Source organism: Desulfobulbus propionicus DSM 2032 (genome assembly GCF_000186885.1).
GTDB classification, from domain to species: domain Bacteria; phylum Desulfobacterota; class Desulfobulbia; order Desulfobulbales; family Desulfobulbaceae; genus Desulfobulbus; species Desulfobulbus propionicus.
Map to the genome: position 1 here is coordinate 3,677,965 of NC_014972.1, position 16,628 is coordinate 3,694,592.

General features: G+C 58.2%; 14 protein-coding genes. 11 read left to right on the forward strand and 3 right to left on the reverse strand.

The window, feature by feature from the left end:
- Positions 1-104: 104 nt before the first annotated feature.
- The 9 genes from DESPR_RS16050 to DESPR_RS16090 all read left to right on the forward strand — a co-directional run bounded on the left by DESPR_RS16050 (position 105) and on the right by DESPR_RS16090 (position 11,316).
- Positions 105-1,763 carry a DEAD/DEAH box helicase gene (locus DESPR_RS16050; protein WP_015725852.1) on the forward strand — a complete coding sequence of 553 codons (1,659 nt, stop codon included), beginning with the start codon at positions 105-107 and terminating at the stop codon, positions 1,761-1,763.
- A 170-nt stretch (positions 1,764-1,933) separates the two neighbouring features.
- Positions 1,934-2,164: a hypothetical protein gene (locus DESPR_RS16055; protein WP_015725853.1), complete on the forward strand. Its 231-nt coding sequence runs from the start codon at positions 1,934-1,936 to the stop codon at positions 2,162-2,164.
- A gap of 404 nt (positions 2,165-2,568) precedes the next feature.
- The gene (locus tag DESPR_RS16060; protein WP_015725854.1) at positions 2,569-4,524 is read left to right on the forward strand and encodes a proton-conducting transporter transmembrane domain-containing protein; all 1,956 of its coding nucleotides are present in this window, start codon (positions 2,569-2,571) and stop codon (positions 4,522-4,524) included.
- Positions 4,525-4,544: 20 nt separating this feature from the next.
- Complete coding sequence (locus tag DESPR_RS16065; protein ID WP_015725855.1) at positions 4,545-5,459, forward strand: respiratory chain complex I subunit 1 family protein; 915 nt, start codon at positions 4,545-4,547, stop codon at positions 5,457-5,459.
- Entirely contained in the window at positions 5,459-6,112 is a 654-nt protein-coding gene (locus tag DESPR_RS16070; RefSeq protein WP_015725856.1) for a hypothetical protein, read from the forward strand. Before DESPR_RS16065 ends, DESPR_RS16070 begins: the two co-directional genes overlap by 1 nt.
- 4 nt (positions 6,113-6,116) lie before the next feature.
- The gene (locus DESPR_RS16075) at positions 6,117-7,544 is read left to right on the forward strand and encodes a proton-conducting transporter transmembrane domain-containing protein (RefSeq protein ID WP_015725857.1); all 1,428 of its coding nucleotides are present in this window, start codon (positions 6,117-6,119) and stop codon (positions 7,542-7,544) included.
- Positions 7,537-9,048, forward strand: coding sequence for a hydrogenase large subunit (locus DESPR_RS16080; RefSeq protein ID WP_015725858.1), 1,512 nt, complete (start codon positions 7,537-7,539; stop codon positions 9,046-9,048). The genes DESPR_RS16075 and DESPR_RS16080 overlap by 8 nt, the downstream gene beginning before the upstream one ends.
- Before the next feature lie 66 nt (positions 9,049-9,114).
- Complete coding sequence (locus DESPR_RS16085) at positions 9,115-9,861, forward strand: NADH-quinone oxidoreductase subunit B family protein (protein ID WP_015725859.1); 747 nt, start codon at positions 9,115-9,117, stop codon at positions 9,859-9,861.
- Between the two features lie 231 nt (positions 9,862-10,092).
- Positions 10,093-11,316, forward strand: coding sequence for an EAL and HDOD domain-containing protein (locus DESPR_RS16090; protein ID WP_015725860.1), 1,224 nt, complete (start codon positions 10,093-10,095; stop codon positions 11,314-11,316).
- 128 nt (positions 11,317-11,444) lie between these two features.
- On the opposite strand, the gene DESPR_RS16095 is transcribed toward DESPR_RS16090, so the two are convergent.
- The 3 genes from DESPR_RS16095 to DESPR_RS16105 all read right to left on the reverse strand — a co-directional run bounded on the left by DESPR_RS16095 (position 11,445) and on the right by DESPR_RS16105 (position 13,958).
- Positions 11,445-12,284, reverse strand: a complete 840-nt coding sequence (locus DESPR_RS16095; protein ID WP_015725861.1) for an HDOD domain-containing protein — start codon at positions 12,282-12,284, stop codon at positions 11,445-11,447.
- A 274-nt stretch (positions 12,285-12,558) separates the two neighbouring features.
- Positions 12,559-13,494, reverse strand: a complete 936-nt coding sequence (locus DESPR_RS16100) for an SPFH domain-containing protein (protein ID WP_015725862.1) — start codon at positions 13,492-13,494, stop codon at positions 12,559-12,561.
- Positions 13,494-13,958, reverse strand: coding sequence for an NfeD family protein (locus DESPR_RS16105; RefSeq protein WP_015725863.1), 465 nt, complete (start codon positions 13,956-13,958; stop codon positions 13,494-13,496). Before DESPR_RS16105 ends, DESPR_RS16100 begins: the two co-directional genes overlap by 1 nt.
- 230 nt (positions 13,959-14,188) lie before the next feature.
- On the opposite strand from DESPR_RS16105, the gene DESPR_RS16110 reads away from it, so the two are divergent.
- A complete protein-coding gene (locus DESPR_RS16110; protein WP_015725864.1) occupies positions 14,189-16,099 on the forward strand; it encodes a L,D-transpeptidase family protein in 1,911 nt (636 codons plus the stop codon).
- Positions 16,080-16,307 carry a hypothetical protein gene (locus DESPR_RS16115; protein WP_015725865.1) on the forward strand — a complete coding sequence of 76 codons (228 nt, stop codon included), beginning with the start codon at positions 16,080-16,082 and terminating at the stop codon, positions 16,305-16,307. The genes DESPR_RS16110 and DESPR_RS16115 overlap by 20 nt, the downstream gene beginning before the upstream one ends.
- The last annotated feature ends 321 nt before the right edge of the window (positions 16,308-16,628 follow it).

A 16,628-nucleotide genomic window follows, 5' to 3' on the forward strand; every position in this document is an offset into this window, starting at 1 on the left:
CTTTCCGGATGGGGCATCTGTTAACGGACAACAGGGACAGAGGCCGCAAGGCCGAATCCACCCCAGGATAGCTCAAGACATAGCCGCTCGTGAGGAGTCGCCCGATGACCACCGCAACCTTTGCCCGCTTTGGCCTGCATCCCGATTTGGTGCAGACCGTAACCGAACTCGGTTTTACCGATCCCACCCCCATTCAACAGGCCGCCATTCCGCTGCTGCTCGAAGGCCGCGACCTGATCGGCCAGGCCCAGACCGGCACCGGCAAAACCGCTGCCTTTGGCCTCCCGCTGCTGCAACGGATCACACCCCGCCAACAGGGGGTCCAGGCCCTGGTCCTGGCGCCCACCCGTGAGTTGGCCATCCAGGTGGCCGAGGCCATCCAGCGATACGGCCAGCAGCGGGGGATTACCGTGCTGGCTGTGTATGGCGGCCAGGCCTATCAACAGCAGATCCGCAGTCTACGCCAGGGCGTCGAGGTGATCGTCGGCACCCCCGGCCGTCTGCTCGACCTCATGAATCAGGGCACGCTCGATCTGACCACGGTGCGGACCGTGGTTCTTGACGAGGCCGACGAGATGCTGAGCATGGGTTTTGTCGAGGATATCGAATTGATCCTCGACCGCATTCCCGCCGAACGTCAGACCATGCTCTTTTCCGCCACCATCTCCAAGCGGGTCCTGGGCCTGTCCGCCCGCTACCTGCGCGACCCGGAAACAGTGTCCATCACCCCCAAGCAGTTGACCGGCGCCACCATCGAACAGCGCTATTACCTGGTCAACCAGCAGGACAAGGTGGCGGCCCTGACCCGACTGTTCGAAATGGAGACCATCGATAGCGCCCTGATCTTCACCCGCACCCGAATTGGAACCGGCGAATTAGCCAACCAACTGACTTCACGAGGTTTCCCAGCCGAAGCTCTCAACGGTGACCTCAGCCAGGATGCCCGTATCCAGGTGTTGAACCGGTTTCGCAACGGCCAGGTCAAGGTCCTGGTGGCCACCGACGTGGCCGCACGCGGTCTGGACATCGACGACATCTCCCACGTGTTCAACTTCGATCTGCCCGACGACCCCGAGGTCTATGTCCACCGGGTGGGTCGTACCGGTCGGGCTGGCCGGGAAGGGATCGCCATCTCCCTCCTCACCCCCAAGGACCGGTGGATTCTCCGCCGGATCGAGGACTATGCCCGCTACAAGCTGACCCGGGCCGAACTGCCGACCATCCAGCAGATCGAGAACCATCGCCAGGCCCTGCTGATGGAGCAGTTGGAGGTGTGGATTCGCCGGGGCCGTTGCCGCCGGGAACGGGAAGTGGTGGAGATGCTGCTGCAAACCGGCCACCAGGCCGAGGATATCGCCGCCGCCGCCCTCAAGCTGGCCCGGGGCGAGGAAAAAAAACGGCCCATCGATCCGATCACGCCGATCAAGGAAGAGCAGTTCAATCCGCGTGAGCGCAAGAATGATCGCTTCCCACGTCGTGGCGGTCAGGCCGGGACAGGACCAGGGGGGCGACGGGGACACGACCGCGACAGGGACATGGTGCCGCTCAGGCTCAATGTCGGCCGGGCCGATGGGGTTGGCGTCAACCATGTGGTGGCCTCGCTGGCCCATTATTCCGGGGTCGCTGCCGTTCAATTGGGCAAGATCCGGTTGGAAGCGGACCATACCTTGGTCGATGTGCCGGAGCCATTGGTCGGTCGCCTGCTTTCAAAAAACGGTGCGTACCGGATCGGCCGGCGCGCGGTGAACCTGGAGCGGGCCTGAACCGCGCCTCCTTTCGACCATGGGGCCTCGTCGGTTGTCGCCTGGGTGACCAAGCATGGTTCCCGAGCGGGAGAATGACGAGACCATGCTTTTTTTCTGGTCATCGACCAGTGATCGCGCTATGGTAGTGCCCCAAAATTTCAACCGTCTCCCGCGCCACGAGGTGAACTATGACTCTCATGATCGGTATTCATCAGCATCAGGATAAGGTGGAAAAGCTCTACGAGAACATGGGACTGCACGCCGCGGAACTGACTGCGGTCGGTCCCTTTGCCTCCAAGCAAGAGGCTTTGGCCTGGCAGTTGGACATGCGGAACAAGATCGAGGATTGTCACATCATCGAACCTGCCGGATTGGAGTCTGAAGAAGTTCCCTGGTATGGCTTCTCCTTTGAAAAATAATCCGCGCCAACAAGGGGCCTGCGATGTCGATCGACGATCCCCCTTTTGAACCAAGCAGGTTCACGCCGCTTGATGCTCCCTCCATGCCCGCGTCGCCGGGGATGAAGGGGGCGTGGCGCTGTTCAGCTGTTTCTGCATTCTCCTCCCCGCTTTTCCTCGCTCTTCCCTCCTGGAGAGCGACTTGTTTCCCAGTGCTGCTCTTTCTGGGCACGCCGCCCGGTTTACCGGTTTAATCCCCGTTTCCTGTTCTCATGGGCCTGTTTTTTCCCTTGTCGGTGACGCATGCTGTCGTGGAGCTTCATGCCCCATGCTCGGCCTGCCTCATTCCTGGGAAAAAACCGTTTCTGTCGGCCGCCCCCGCGATCGACCGAACTTTCCTTATCCTCTCTCGCAGGTAACTCCCGATGGATATTCTGCTGCTGACCCTGCCCGTTCTCCTGGCCAGTGGTCTTGCCCCGCTCCTGACCGCCCGCTGGTTTCGTTGCTGCAAAGCCTTGCACACCACTCTCCTGAGCGCCGGTTGTCTCGGTGGCCTGTACAGCCTGTTCACCTTCTGGCAACACCCCGCGACCGCCACTTTTTCCTGTTCCTGGCTGCACACCTTTACCCTCTCCTTTGCCCTCGATTCGCTCGGGGCGGTCTTTCTGCTGCCCGTTTTCCTGCTCGTGCCGGTCATCTCCCTGTACGGCTACCATTACCTTGATCAGGCCACTCATTTCCGGCGAACAGCTCTCAGCCATTTCTTTTTCAGCCTGCTGACAATCGCCATGATCCTGGTCACCCTTGCCGACAACATGGTGACCTTTGCCCTGGCGTGGGAATTGATGTCCCTTTCGTCTTTTGCCCTGGTGATGCATGACTGGGAAAAGGAGCAAACCCAGAGTGCCGGATATCTCTACCTGCTCTTCACCCAAACCGGCGCGCTCTGCATTTTCGCGGCCTTCGGCCTTGTGTTCCAGGCGACCGGTTCGCTTGCCTTTGCCCAGATGAGCTCCATCCCCCCAGGCATCAAACTCGCGGTCTTTTGCCTCACCTTGGCGGGGTTTGGCTCCAAGGCCGGCCTGTTTCCCCTCCATGTCTGGCTTCCCCATGCCCATCCGGCCGCTCCCAGCCATGTCTCGGCCCTGATGTCCGGGGTGATGATCAAGATGGGGATTTATGGCCTTGTTCGCTTCTATTTCCTCCTGGACAGCCCAACGCCGATTTTTGCCCGGACCATTCTCGTGCTCGGCATGATCTCCGGCCTGCTCGGCGTGGTGTACGCCCTCGGCAAACACGATCTCAAACGGCTCTTGGCCTACCACAGCATCGAAAACATCGGCATCATTCTTATCGGCTGCGGCCTGGGCATGCTGGGACTTGCCTCGGGCAACCGGATCATGGCCGCCTTCGGGTTTGCCGGAGGCATACTGCACGTGCTCAATCACGCCCTGTTCAAATCCCTGCTTTTTCTCGGCGCCGGGTCCATTCTCCAGGCCACCGGTCTCCGCCATCTTGACCAGTTGGGCGGGCTGATGCGCACCATGCCGGTCACCGGCCGCACCTTTCTCACCGGCGCGGTGGCGATTTCCGGACTGCCTCCTCTGAACGGCTTCATCAGTGAATTTCTCATCTACTACGCCGCGTTTCAGGGGCTGGTATTGGGCGGCACCGACTTTCTCTTCTCCATGGCCGCGATCATCTCGTTGGCGCTCATCGGCGGCTTGGCCGCGGGCTGCTTCACCAAGGTCGTGGGGATTGTCCTGCTCGGCGAACCGCGCCACACCCACGGCCGAGAACAAGGCGATGCCGCCTTGTCCATGCGCGCGGCCATGGTCTTCCTCGCCCTCGTCTGCGTTCTCATTGGCCTGTGGCCGGAACCCTTTGTCCGTTTTGCCTTTGCAGGACTGGCCAGCCTCAAACCCTTTACAGCTATCCCGGGAGAGGTCAGCGGCACCATCGCGCACCATCTTGCCGTGGCCGGCCGTCTCTTTCTCGGACTGCTGATTGTCCTCATGGGGTGCCGTTGGCTATTGTACCGGAACAAGCCCGTCAGCCAAAGCGGCACCTGGGGCTGCGGCTTTACCCAGGCAACCAGCCGCATCCAATACACCGGCACATCCTATGCCCGGAGCCTGGTCGAATTTCATCGCCCTTTGGTCAGGGTGCGGACCACCTACCCAGGCCTTGGCAAAATCTTCCCCGGCAGCGTCGCCTATGTCAGCAAAGTCGAGGATGTGGCCGAACTCGGTCTCCATTGCCTCCTCATCCGGCCACTGCTCAAGGGTGTGGAAAAACTGCGCTGGATTCAGCACGGCCACATTCAACTCTACATTGGCTATATTGTCCTCACCATCGCTGTCCTCCTGCTGGTGGTCTAAGCCCATTCAAGGTCGCTGATATGGAATCCCTGTTCTCTTTTTTCCTGGCACTGCTGGTGGCGCCCCTGTTTCCCGGCATCATCCTCAAAACCAAGGCCTTGTTCGCCGGCAAAAAAGGGCCGCCGCTTCTGATCAAATACTACACCTTGGCAAAACTGCTGCGAAAAGGATCGGTCTACAGCACCAGCACCAGTTTTGTCTTTCGCCTCGGCCCCCCGATTGCCTGCGCCACCTCGCTCATGGCCCTGCTGTTCTTTCCCTTTGCCGGCATTCCGCCGCTGATCGCCTTCCATGGCGACGTGATCGTCCTGTTTTATCTTCTTGGTCTGGGAAGATTTTTTACCATCGTCGCCGCCCTGGACACGGCCTCGCCCTTTGAAGGCATGGGCGCGGCCCGCGAGGCCTTTTTCTCCACCCTTGCGGAAGGGACGATCTTTGTCATTCTGATTCTTTTTTTCCGCATGAGCGGCTCGCTCAGCCTGGCCGGATATTTCTCGGGCAGCCCTTCGATCTCGATTGCCGGCCCCCAGGGCGCCCTGCTGTTGCTGGTCATCGTGGCCTTATTCATGGTTCTGCTGGCCGAGAACTCGCGCGTGCCGGTGGACGATCCGGCGACCCATCTGGAACTGACCATGATCCACGAGGTGATGATCCTCGATCACAGCGGCCCTGACCTGGCTCTGATCGAACTGGGGGCCTTCTACAAGCTGTTCTTTTACGCCTCCTTTGTCGCCTGCCTGATCAAGCCGCTGTTCCCGGCCGGGCCGATCGTCAACACCCTGCTGTTTTACGGACTGCTGACCGCGGTCTACCTGGCCATCGGCATTACCGAGTCAATCACTGCCCGGTTGAAGATGAACCTGGTTCCCAAGTACATCCTGACTTCCTTTGCCCTGGCCTTTTTCGCCATCATCCTCACCATGGAGCTTGTGTGATGATCAACAGCACGGATGTCATCCTGGTCCTGATTCTCCTCTCGACCCTTCTGTCCCTGGGGTCCAGCCGCATGATGGCCCTGATCAAGATCATGGCCCTGCAGGGTGCCCTGGTTTCGCTCACCCCCATTTTCATTGAATCCCAGACGAAGTTGAGCAACAGCGGCATCCTCTTCTTCCAGCTGATGTTCCTGATCAAGGCCGTGCTCATACCCGGCCTGCTCTACATGGCCCTGACCCGAATCGCCATCAAGCGCGAGGTGGAGCCCCTGATCGGCTACCACGCCTCGCTCGCCGTGGGGCTCGGTCTCATCCTCCTTTCGACCTACATCACCCGCCATCTGGCGATCTCCCTCCAGGGCGATTATTTTCATCTGCTGATCACGGCGATCACCACTCTTGGCGGCGGCCTTTTTCTCATGATGAGCCGGACCAAGGCCCTCACCCAGGTCATCGGCTATCTGATGCTCGAAAACGGCATCTATCTGGTCGGCACCGCGCTCACCAAGCACCAGCACAACATCTATCTGGTCGAATTCGGCGTTCTGCTCGATCTGCTGGTCGGAGTGATGATCATGGGCATCATCCTTCACAACATCAACCGTGCCTTTGACGACGTCGACACCACCTATCTCGAACAACTCAAGGATTGATGCCATGCTCGAATCCATTTTCTGTGTACCGCTGTTCACGGGTCTGATCGCCCTCTTTTTGCCGATCAAGCTGGGCCGAATCGTTCTGGTGGTCAGTGGCCTGCTCCATCTGCAGATGACCCTGCTCGCCTGGCTGACCTCCTTTACCCCCCTGCTGCCCGGTTATTTCGGCAGCGCCCCCTCCGGCATGCTGGTGCTGGTGGTCACGTCGTTCATCTTCCTGTGCATCGCTCCATACAGCGTGTTCTACATGCGTGAGCAGGAAATGCAGAGCGAACCGATCTTCATCGGCTGCATGCTGCTCTTTCTCGCGACCATGAGCATGGCGGCCCTGGCCGAGCATCCGATCGTCTTCTGGATCGCTGTTGAAGCCACCACCCTGGTCAGCGCACCGCTGATCTTTATCAACCGTTCGAAAAAGGCCCTGGAGGCCACCTGGAAGTATGTGCTCATCTGTTCGGTGGGCATTGCCTTGGCCCTGCTCGGTTTCTTTTTCATCACCCTGTCCATGGAACAAGCCGATCTTGACGTGCCGCTAACCTTCTCCTCGCTCAACAGCGCCGCCCGCCAACTCGATCCGAGCTGGCTGAAGACCGGATTCATCTTCGTCCTCATCGGATTTGGCACCAAAATGGGTTTGGCGCCCATGCACACCTGGCTACCCGATGCCCACAGCGAGGCGCCCAGCCCTGCCTCGGCCCTGCTGTCTGGCGCGCTGCTCAACTGTGCCTTCCTGGGCATCTACAAGGTGCACACCCTGATGGTCCTGGCCGGCTTGGGCGACTTCTCCGGATCGCTGCTCATCGGCTTCGGCTTGTTCTCCATCCTGGTGGCCGGCATCTTTATCCTCAACCAGTCGGATTACAAACGGATGCTCGCCTATTCGAGCATCGAGAACATGGGCGTGATCGCCTTTGGCGTCGGCATCGGCGGCCTCGGCCTGTACGGGGCCATGCTCCATCTCATCCATCATTCGCTGCTCAAATCCTCGCTCTTTCTTTCCGCCGGCAATCTGGTGCTTGGCTTCGGCACCAAACTGGTGGCACGGTGCGGTGGCATGGTCAGCCTGCTGCCTCGAACCTTTGTCTCCTTTTTTGCCGGTTTTGTCGGCATCTCCGGATTGCCGCCCTTTGGCATCTTTCTCAGCGAATTGATGATCCTGCTCGGGGCCTTTCAAACCGGCCACCCCCTGGCTGCCGGGCTGTTCATCGCCACCCTGGTGCTGGTGCTCGCCGGTTTTGCCCGGATTGTCACCGCCATGTCCTTTAGCCCCCGCCAGGAAGAAGTTTTGGTCGAGGAGCAGACCCTGCGGATCATCCCGCCCCTTGCCCTGCTGCTGACTTCGGCCCTGCTCTGCGTCTGGATGCCCGAACCCCTTTTCCGGACCATCGTCAACACCATCGCGGTGATCGGAGGAACCATCCATGGATAACCTGCTGCGGATCGACAACGGCGAACTGATCGAACGGCAGCGGATACCGCGCGTCGATTTCAGCCATTTCCTGCGCTTGCTGACCGACTTCGTCCATGCCAACGGCTACGTGGTCCAACTGTTTGCCTACCCGGAGGAAGGGCAGACTCGTCTGCTGGCCGTTGTCCGCAACAGCAACCTGTTTGTGCTCGAGACAACGGTTGACCGCGAGTTTCCTTCGTTGACCCTTGCCGGCGGCGCCAAATTCAGCATGTTTGAGCGGGAAATCGCCGAACAGTACGGTTTGATGCCGCTGGGCCACCCTTGGCTGAAAATGGTCCGCTACCACCCCAATTACACGGGACAGCCCGACGTCTTCGGCAACGACTACCAGCAGGACATCCCCGGCAACTACCCGTATTTCCGGATCGAGGGCGAAGCCATCCACGAGGTCGGGGTTGGGCCGGTGCACGCCGGAATCATCGAACCGGGCCACTTTCGCTTCCAGTGCGCCGGCGAAGAGGTTCTCCATCTTGAGATTCAACTGGGCTACCAGCACCGGGGCCTTGAGCCCATGCTGACCACGGTGCCCCGCAAACGATTGCCCATCCTGTGCGAGGCCATCGCCGGGGATACCACCATCGGTCATACTCTCTGCTGCTGTCAAGCCATCGAGTCCCTGGCCGGCCTTTCGGTCGAACCCGGCGCCCGCACGGTTCGCACCATTGCCCTTGAGCTGGAGCGAATCGCCAACCATATCGGCGACCTTGGCGCCCTCAGCGGCGACGTGGCCTTTAACCCGCCCGCAGCCTATTTCGGCCGTATCCGCGGCGAATTCCTCAATCTGCTGCTCACCCTGTGCGGCAACCGTTTCGGCAAGAGCCTCATCCGGCCGGGCGGTGTCACCCAGCCGATGGCGACGGAGCAACGGCAGATCATCCGCGCTAAAATCAAGGAACTGCGCAAGGAAATCATCCAGGTCTGCGATCTACTGTTCTCGGCCCATACGGTTCTGGCCCGGTTCGAGGACACCGGCACGGTCATCCGCAAGGTCGCCGATCAACTCGGCCTGGTGGGATATTGCGGCCGTGCCTCCGGCCTGGAATACGATGTGCGCGAATTTTTCCCCACCGAACGATACGCCGAGCTGCCCGCCAACAGCAACCGGGTGACCAACGGCGATGTGTACAGCCGGGCCATGGTCCGGCGCGAGGAAATCCTGCACGCGCTTGGCTTGATCGAAACCCTGCTGGCCGAACAGGAAGAGCCGCATCGGCCGGTTTGCTGGCAGGAGGGTGACCTTGCACCGGCGAGTTTCGTCGTGACCCTCAACGAAGGGTGGCGAGGCGAAGTCTCCCACTGCGTGCTGACCGATGCACACGGCAACATCCTGCGCTACAAGGTCAAGGACCCATCCTTCCACAACTGGACAGGACTGGCCATGGCCCTGCGCAACCAGGAAATCTCGGATTTTCCGTTGTGTAACAAGAGCTTCAACCTCAGCTACTGCGGCTTTGATCTCTAGCCGGACAGGGCCGGACAGGGACAGACAGCCAACCTCGACACATCATCACTCAGACAGGAACAGATCATGTTCAAGGTACTCTACAACCGACTGGAACAGGGATATCGGACCAGCAGCTATCCCACGAAACCAATCGCCCTTTATTCACGATTTCGAGGAATTCCAGAAATCAATGCCGACTGCGATCCGGCCATTGCCCGCCAATGCGCCGCACTCTGTCCCCAGGAAGCCATCATCGCGGAGGAGAAGAAAATTGATCTGGGTCGCTGCACCTTCTGTGGCGCCTGTGCCTTGGTGGCGAACGGGGCATTTGTCCGTTTCACCCAGAATTTCGAATTGGGCACGGCCCATCGTGACCATCTGATTACCGGCGGCTCGCTGCCTGACCTGGCCAGTCACGCCAAGGCCCATTTCAAAAAACTTTTCGGCCGTTCGTTGCAACTCCGCCAGGTTTCAGCCGGCGGGTGCAACGCCTGCGAGGCCGATACCAATGTGTTGAACACGCCCTTTTTCGATCTCTCCCGGTTCGGCATCGACTTTGTCGCCTCGCCGCGACATGCGGACGGCATTCATGTCACCGGGCCGATTACCCGGAACATGAGAACCGCCCTGCTCGATACTTATGCCGCGGTACCCGCCCCCAAGGTGGTGATCGCCAGCGGCTGTTGTGCGATTTCCGGCGGTCCTTTTCATGGTTCCCGTGAAATCCTGGGCGACCTCAATGCGCTCATCCCGGTGGACCTCTACATTCCGGGCTGCCCGCCGCATCCCCTCACCACCCTCCACGCCCTGCTGGCCTTTTTCAAGAAATAACCTCTACGGGTCCAGGACCGACCGTACTTTTCGCCCATCATTGCCGGGAAGTCGCTTCATGCAGCGGGCGCAGCACAGGATAATTTCTTGCTCGCGAATAAAAGGCCTTCCCCATCCGCCGGTGTTGCGATATTTTGTCATTGAATACGGGGAGATTTCATCGGCAGTCCTCACACGCCCGACTATTCCCCGCATACACCTCATCTCCTGGAACGTGATCACAGCGGCTCAATGGAAATTTACATTGCCAGGCAACCCATTTTCGACCGGCACAAACGTCTGCATGCCTACGAGGTGTTGTACCGTTCCGGGATGGACAACACCTACCCAGCCAGCGTGGACAGCGACGAGGCAACGCATACCGTTCTGGCCCATGTCCTGTTCAATATCGGGTTGGACGCCATCACAGGCAACCGCCTGGCCTTGATCAACTTCACTGAAAATCACCTGTTGCAGGGAACTCCCACCCAACTGCCGCGGACACGCTGCATTATCGAAATTCTCGAGTCGATCCTGCCCTCAGCGGAGGTCTTCACCGCCTGTCTGGAGTTAAAGCGCAAGGGATATACGCTTGCCCTGGACGACTTTGATTTCAATCGACGATCCGAGCAACTCATCCCCTATGTCGATATCGTCAAGGTTGATTTCCAGGGTATTGACCGCATGTTGCTGAATGAAAACATGGTCCGGATGCGGCAGTATGCCGCAGTACAATGGCTTGCCGAAAAAATTGAAAGCCACGAGGACTTCACCTTGGCCCAATCCCTTGGTTTCACCTACTTTCAAGGCTATTTTTTCAACAAGCCGGAGATCCTGAAAAACCGCAAGATCGACACCTCGAAAATCATTCTCCTCAATCTGCTGGCCGAGGTGTGCCGTCCGGAGATCAATCTGAAGAAAGTCGAACAAATGGTCGCGCCCGACGTGTCGCTCTCCTACAAGCTCCTTCGCTACATCAATTCGGTATATTATTCGTTGGTGCGTAAAGTCACTTCCATCCGCTATGCCCTGACCTATCTAGGAGAAAGCGGGACGCGGCAATTCGTTTCCCTGGCGGCAGCTTCGGAGATTTCCGCAGGCAAACCTTCGGAATTGATGCGCTTATCGATGGTCCGGGCGGAACTCTGCCGATTGCTGGCCGCTTCCCGCCCAAGTTCAACCGATGCTTCCCAGCTCTTTCTGCTTGGTCTTTTTTCGTTGCTGGACGCCATGCTCGACATGCCCATGGACGAGCTCACCGATCAACTGCCTCTCACCGCCGAGGTGAAGGCGGCCCTCAACGAGCGCAAGGGGCCGTTTGCCCCCTATCTCCAGGCGGTGACCACCTACGAACAAGGCGAATTCGAGGCCTGCACCGAGTTTCTGCGGATGCTCAACATTGCCCCTGACATCATGATCAGCGCCTATTTCAGGGCCCTGGCCTGGGCCGATCTCTTTGACGCCAATCTTGCCTGATGGCGGTTGCCATCGTCGTGCCCCCTCGTTGGTCCGGTTAAAAGTTAGCTCTCGGGCGACAGGCCGCGTCTGTTCGGTGGCGGAAATTCAGGCTTGGATTCAGGGAAAATGCATCCGCTCCGGATACATCATTCGAACAGACTGGGGGTGGTGCGCAGGAATTGCTGAACATTCTCCAGTTCGGCAGAGGTGAGCTTGAGGGCGACCGCCTCGTGCAGTTGCAGCAGCGCCAGGGAAGGCGCATGGGCCAGCCCGATGCCCATCTGGTGGCAAATGTGATTGGCCATGCGCACCAGCAGAAGGACGTAGTTTTCAGCATCAAACTCCGGCAAATCATGATCCCGGGCGACAACGGCAAACATCTCCGGCATGCTGATCTGCCGCAGCAGCAGATATCCCTGTTCCGCATGGAGGAGATCCATGGCCCCGAGCAGCAGTTCCTGGGGCACCTGGAGCGCTTGCTTTTTTCTTTTCTTTTCGGCGAACACCTTAAGAATGAGCAACTTGCCGATATCATGAAACAGACCGGCGGAAAAAGCCTCGTGCTGCATCACCCCGAAATCAAGGCGATTGGACAGCATGCCGGCGGCAAAGGCGCATCCCAGTGAATGCTGCCAGAGTTTTTTCATGATCTCGTTCAATTGTCCATCGCGACAGCTGAACATGTTTTTGCTGATGTCCACGAGCACGATGCGGCTGACTTCCGACAACCCCAGCCGGACCAGGGCCGACCTGACTGTGGTGACGAGAACAAACCCACGATACATCGACGAGTTGGCCACTTTGAGGAGATTGCTGGAAAGCGCCTGATCACCGCTGATCAATTTTTCAACGATGCGGAAATCGGGCTCTTTTTTGATCAGTTCGCGCTGAATCCGCAGTGAAACGGGATTAAAGACCGGCAGGGAAAGCCGTTCCGATTCAATGTATTTCTTGAGTAGGGCGACAAAAGTACGTTCGTTGGTCATCCTAAGCCATGGGGTAAGTGGGCCGAAAAGGGCGCGTGGTCCGTCATGCCAAGCGCGCGGCGCCTGAGAGCCTTGCCCGAAGGGCGTTGCCATCGCGTCGGCTCGGCAGGATAGGTAGCATAAAACGCGCGCCAAATGAAGCAAAAGCCGACATTCTCGGGTTGTCGCCGCGAAATCGTTCCGGGGAAAGACGGAGAAAAACTGAAAACATCAAGGTGAAAGAGTGCAGCAAGCCCGTCTCCGTAAATGACGGGCCGGGCTTGCGCACGGCCGTTCAGACAGCCTTTTCTCGTTTTTTGGTGTGCTCCAGAGTGGTCATGACCGTGGCCACCATGGAGGAGACATCGGCCAGGTTGGCGGGTAGAATCATGGTGTTGTTTTCCTTGGCCAGCTTGCCGAACTGGTCAAGGTACTTCTTGGCCACCTCAAGGTTGGCCGCATCCTGGCCGCCAGGCTCGCTCAAGGCCTCGGCAACCTGGCGAATTCCTTCGGCGGTGGCCGCCGCTACCTTGAGAATTTCCTGCGCCTGACCTTCCGCCTCGTTGATCCGTCGCATTTTTTCGCCTTCGGACCGGGCAATGGCCTCGGCCCGCTCGCCCTCGGCCCGGTTGATCATCGCCTGACGCTCCCCTTCGGACTTGGCGATTTCCGCCCGTTTCTCGCGTTCGGCCTTCATCTGCTTCTCCATGGCTTCAAGCACGCTGCGCGGCGGCTGAATGTCCTTGATCTCGTAACGCAATACCTTGACGCCCCAGTTCTGCGAGGCCTCGTCCAGTGCCTCGACCACCTGGCGATTCAGATTCTCCCGCGCCTCAAAGGTGTTGTCGAGGCTGATCTTGCCAATGGCCGAGCGCAGGCTGGTTTGCGCCAGCTGCGCCACGGCGAAATGGTAATTGTCGATGCCATAGGCGGAGAGTCGGGAATTGACCACCTGCAGATAAAGACAGCCGTCGATCTCCATGGAAACATTGTCGGCGGTGATGCAGGTTTGGGCCGGAATGTCGATCGACTCCTCCTTGAGGCTGCGTTTATAGGCCACCTTATCGAAAAAGGGGATCAAGATGTGAAAACCGGCCTCGAGAGTGGTGCGGTATTTGCCCAGCCGCTCGATCACATACTCATACTGCTGATCCACGACCACCGCGGTCTTGACCAGGATCACGATCGCAAACACAACCAGGGCCACCACGCCGATGAGCACGTTATCCATCAGTGTTCTCCGTTTGTTTTCAGGGGTGCGACCTTGACGGTCAGGTTTTTCTTTTCCACAATTCGCACGACCGTTCCTTTGGTCACTGGCTCCTCGGAGGTGGCCTGCCAAAACGAACCGCCGAATTTTACCTTTCCTGCGGCCGGGGGCAGGATATCCTCGATCACCTCGCCAGTAGCATCCTCGGGCAGGCTATGTTCCATGGCATCGACCTCGAGGGTGCGGCCGAGAAAAATTTTTTTCACCGTCGATCGCAACAAAAGGAGGGCGAGGAGACTGGCGGCGAGAAAAACCAGCAGTTGGGTGGAAAGAGAGATCGGCAGCAGATAGACGGCCAGAGCCGCACACCAGGCGCCAATGCCGAAAAAAAACACGATCAGTCCCGGCAGGAGCAATTCGAGGGCAAAGAAGACGATACCGCTAAGAAACCACAGCAGAACCGGCGACAGGGAAAGCAGAACCATGCGACACTCCAGAAAGAGTCATTTGCGTAGAGGATAGCATAGTCATACCGCCCGGGCAATGCGGGCGAAGAATTTTCTGGAAAAATGGGTTTATCTGCTTGTCATTATCCGTGTTCTTCCTTAAAACAAAACCATTCGATTTAAATTTTTGAACTCGGCCCCCAAGGTCCAACACTTCATCACTGCCTGATTGCATCCACATGGGCAATCAGCCGGCGTTCAGGATTTCCATGCCCGCATCTCATCCACTGTTTTCTTCCCGCGTCCTGTTGCTGGGATGCATGCTTCTCGTGTCGTCTATCGGTTTGGTCGCCTCGACCTCTGCCGAGGAAATCGTCCAACCCGCACGCCCCTCGCACCTGGAAGGAGCGGAAATTCAATCCACACAGACAAACCAGGACAATGGCCAACCGGTCAGCGACAACGTCTCGCCGGCCGCGACCTTTGACGGCGATCCTGTCCAGGTGTTGATCCAGCAGCACCTCGAACAGATGTATTACGACAAGCAGGATTCGATTGCCCAGGAACCGATCTATACCACCGGCTACCTGTTTGACCTGTACCGCAGAAACCAGTTTCGTCCCCTGTGGTCCAATCAGGACAACATCCACCAGCTGCTGACCGCGATCGCCGCCGCCGACGATGAGGGGCTGACTCCTGATGATTACCACCTCAAGGTGCTCAACCGCTACGCCAGTGAGCTCAACTCGGCACCTTCCCTGGCCAAGCAAGTGGAATACGACCTCCTGTTTTCGGATGCGTTTGTGCTCCTGGGACAGCATAAACGCTACGGCAAGGTCGACCCCAACAAAGTCGAGGAAAAACAGAACCTGGAAGCCACCACACCACGCACCTCCCCCATTGATACCTATCTCACGGCGATCAGAACGGGCGCGATCCAAGCGACTCTGGACAAGCTTTCTCCCCATCACAAGGCCTACGTCAACCTCAAGGAAGCACTGATTCGCTACAAACAGATCGCCAGCAAAGGCGGATGGCCGCAGGTACCCATGGGACCGAGTCTAAGGCCGGGAGCCCATGACGATCGCGTGCCGGCAATACGACGGCGGCTGGCGATCACCGATCATTACCATGCGACCGGTGGCGGCAATGCGAAACAGTACGACAGTCACTTGGTGGCCGCGGTCAAGGCGTTTCAGGCCCGTCACCACTTGGAACCCGATGGCGTGGTCGGCAAGAGCACGGTCATGGCAATGAACGTCACGGTGGCGGAACGCATCAAGCAGCTCCGGGTCAATCTAGAGCGGACCCGCTGGGTGATCCACGATATGCCCAGCTCCAACCTCATCGTCGACATTGCCGGATTCATGCTTCAATATTATCATGACAATGCCCCGGTATGGACCAGTAAGGTGATGGTCGGCCAGCCCTTTCATCAGACACCGATTTTCCGTTCGGCCATTACCTACATCGTTCTCAACCCCACTTGGACCATTACCCCGGACATTGTCAAGAACGAGACCGTTCCCAGCATCATCAAGGACCCCGGTTATCTAGCCAAGCAACGACTACGGGTTCTCGACAGAAACGGCAATGCGGTTGATCCGAACACCATCCCGTGGACGCAGTACCAAGGCCGATATTTCCCTTATACCCTGCGTCAAGATGCGGGGCGGGACAATTCGCTTGGCCTGATCAAATTTCTCTTTCCCAACCCCTATCATGTCTACTTGCATGACACGCCGAGCAAGTCCCTTTTCGGTCGGACGCGACGCGCTTTCAGCCACGGTTGTATCCGAGTACAAAACCCCCTTGAACTGGGCCGCATGATCCTGGCGAATGATCCTGGCAATCCAACCACACCCGCCAAGATGGACCAAATCCTTGCTTCAGGGAAGACCACGACAGTGATTCTCAAGCAACCGCTGCCCATTTATCTCATGTATCTGACCGCAAATGTCCAAGACAACAAAGTCATGTTCAAGCCCGATCTCTACAGCCGTGACGAAGGCATTCTTACCGCATTGAATACCCCCCCTTCATCGCTGGAACTGGCCCCTCAAGTTCCTGAAGCCAAAGGACAGCTCACCAATCAGCAAGTCAGGATCGACAAAACCGTGCGATACGTGCAAACAGAACAACAAAAATCGACGGAACCCTATGCAAAAGATACCCTGTGAGCTGACTCTGGGTAATGGCGGTGATGTCATCGTCATGGTCGTATTGGATGAAGACGGCACCTTGCGCATACCTTGCTATGCCACCTATGGTACGTTTCAGGAAGGCGTGCTCAACTATCGTGTATTACGACCGGACGATACCCAACGGGTGCGCAGGGAGGTTTGGGTGGATCAGGATGGCAAGGTGGTCACCGACAAACAAGGCTAGTCGATTTCAACTGTAGGGCCACCGCCCCGCTGATCGATGCGCCATGGAGGGGCGGGACCGTGCATGTGGCCTGTGCATCTCCCTGGGCCCACGCTCCTTGGCCACGAAGGGACTGTGGATGACGCCCGCCCCTTGTTCCCAGCTGGGGCTGTTTGACACCTTCCTGTTTTCCGCAACATTCCCGTTCTCAAGTAGCCCTACTGCAACCGATTGTTACAGGTGTTCTTTTTTGTCGCCCGCAGGCGGGCACATCCACAGTGCCGCCCCGCCATTCGAGACACGATCATTCTCTTACCGGCATGATGAATAGCCTTCCCATGG

Bases quoted from the DNA above. Each gene is read 5' to 3' on its own strand.
- DESPR_RS16095 (WP_015725861.1), bottom strand. From the start codon at position 12,284: ATGACCAACGAACGTACTTTTGTCGCCCTACTCAAGAAATACATTGAA.
- DESPR_RS16110 (WP_015725864.1), top strand. From the start codon at position 14,189: ATGCCCGCATCTCATCCACTGTTTTCTTCCCGCGTCCTGTTGCTGGGA.
- DESPR_RS16090 (WP_015725860.1), top strand. From the start codon at position 10,093: ATGGAAATTTACATTGCCAGGCAACCCATTTTCGACCGGCACAAACGT.
- DESPR_RS16105 (WP_015725863.1), bottom strand. From the start codon at position 13,958: ATGGTTCTGCTTTCCCTGTCGCCGGTTCTGCTGTGGTTTCTTAGCGGT.
- DESPR_RS16070 (WP_015725856.1), top strand. From the start codon at position 5,459: ATGATCAACAGCACGGATGTCATCCTGGTCCTGATTCTCCTCTCGACC.
- DESPR_RS16075 (WP_015725857.1), top strand. From the start codon at position 6,117: ATGCTCGAATCCATTTTCTGTGTACCGCTGTTCACGGGTCTGATCGCC.
- DESPR_RS16050 (WP_015725852.1), top strand. From the start codon at position 105: ATGACCACCGCAACCTTTGCCCGCTTTGGCCTGCATCCCGATTTGGTG.
- DESPR_RS16065 (WP_015725855.1), top strand. From the start codon at position 4,545: ATGGAATCCCTGTTCTCTTTTTTCCTGGCACTGCTGGTGGCGCCCCTG.
- DESPR_RS16100 (WP_015725862.1), bottom strand. From the start codon at position 13,494: ATGGATAACGTGCTCATCGGCGTGGTGGCCCTGGTTGTGTTTGCGATC.
- DESPR_RS16080 (WP_015725858.1), top strand. From the start codon at position 7,537: ATGGATAACCTGCTGCGGATCGACAACGGCGAACTGATCGAACGGCAG.
- DESPR_RS16085 (WP_015725859.1), top strand. From the start codon at position 9,115: ATGTTCAAGGTACTCTACAACCGACTGGAACAGGGATATCGGACCAGC.
- DESPR_RS16115 (WP_015725865.1), top strand. From the start codon at position 16,080: ATGCAAAAGATACCCTGTGAGCTGACTCTGGGTAATGGCGGTGATGTC.
- DESPR_RS16060 (WP_015725854.1), top strand. From the start codon at position 2,569: ATGGATATTCTGCTGCTGACCCTGCCCGTTCTCCTGGCCAGTGGTCTT.
- DESPR_RS16055 (WP_015725853.1), top strand. From the start codon at position 1,934: ATGACTCTCATGATCGGTATTCATCAGCATCAGGATAAGGTGGAAAAG.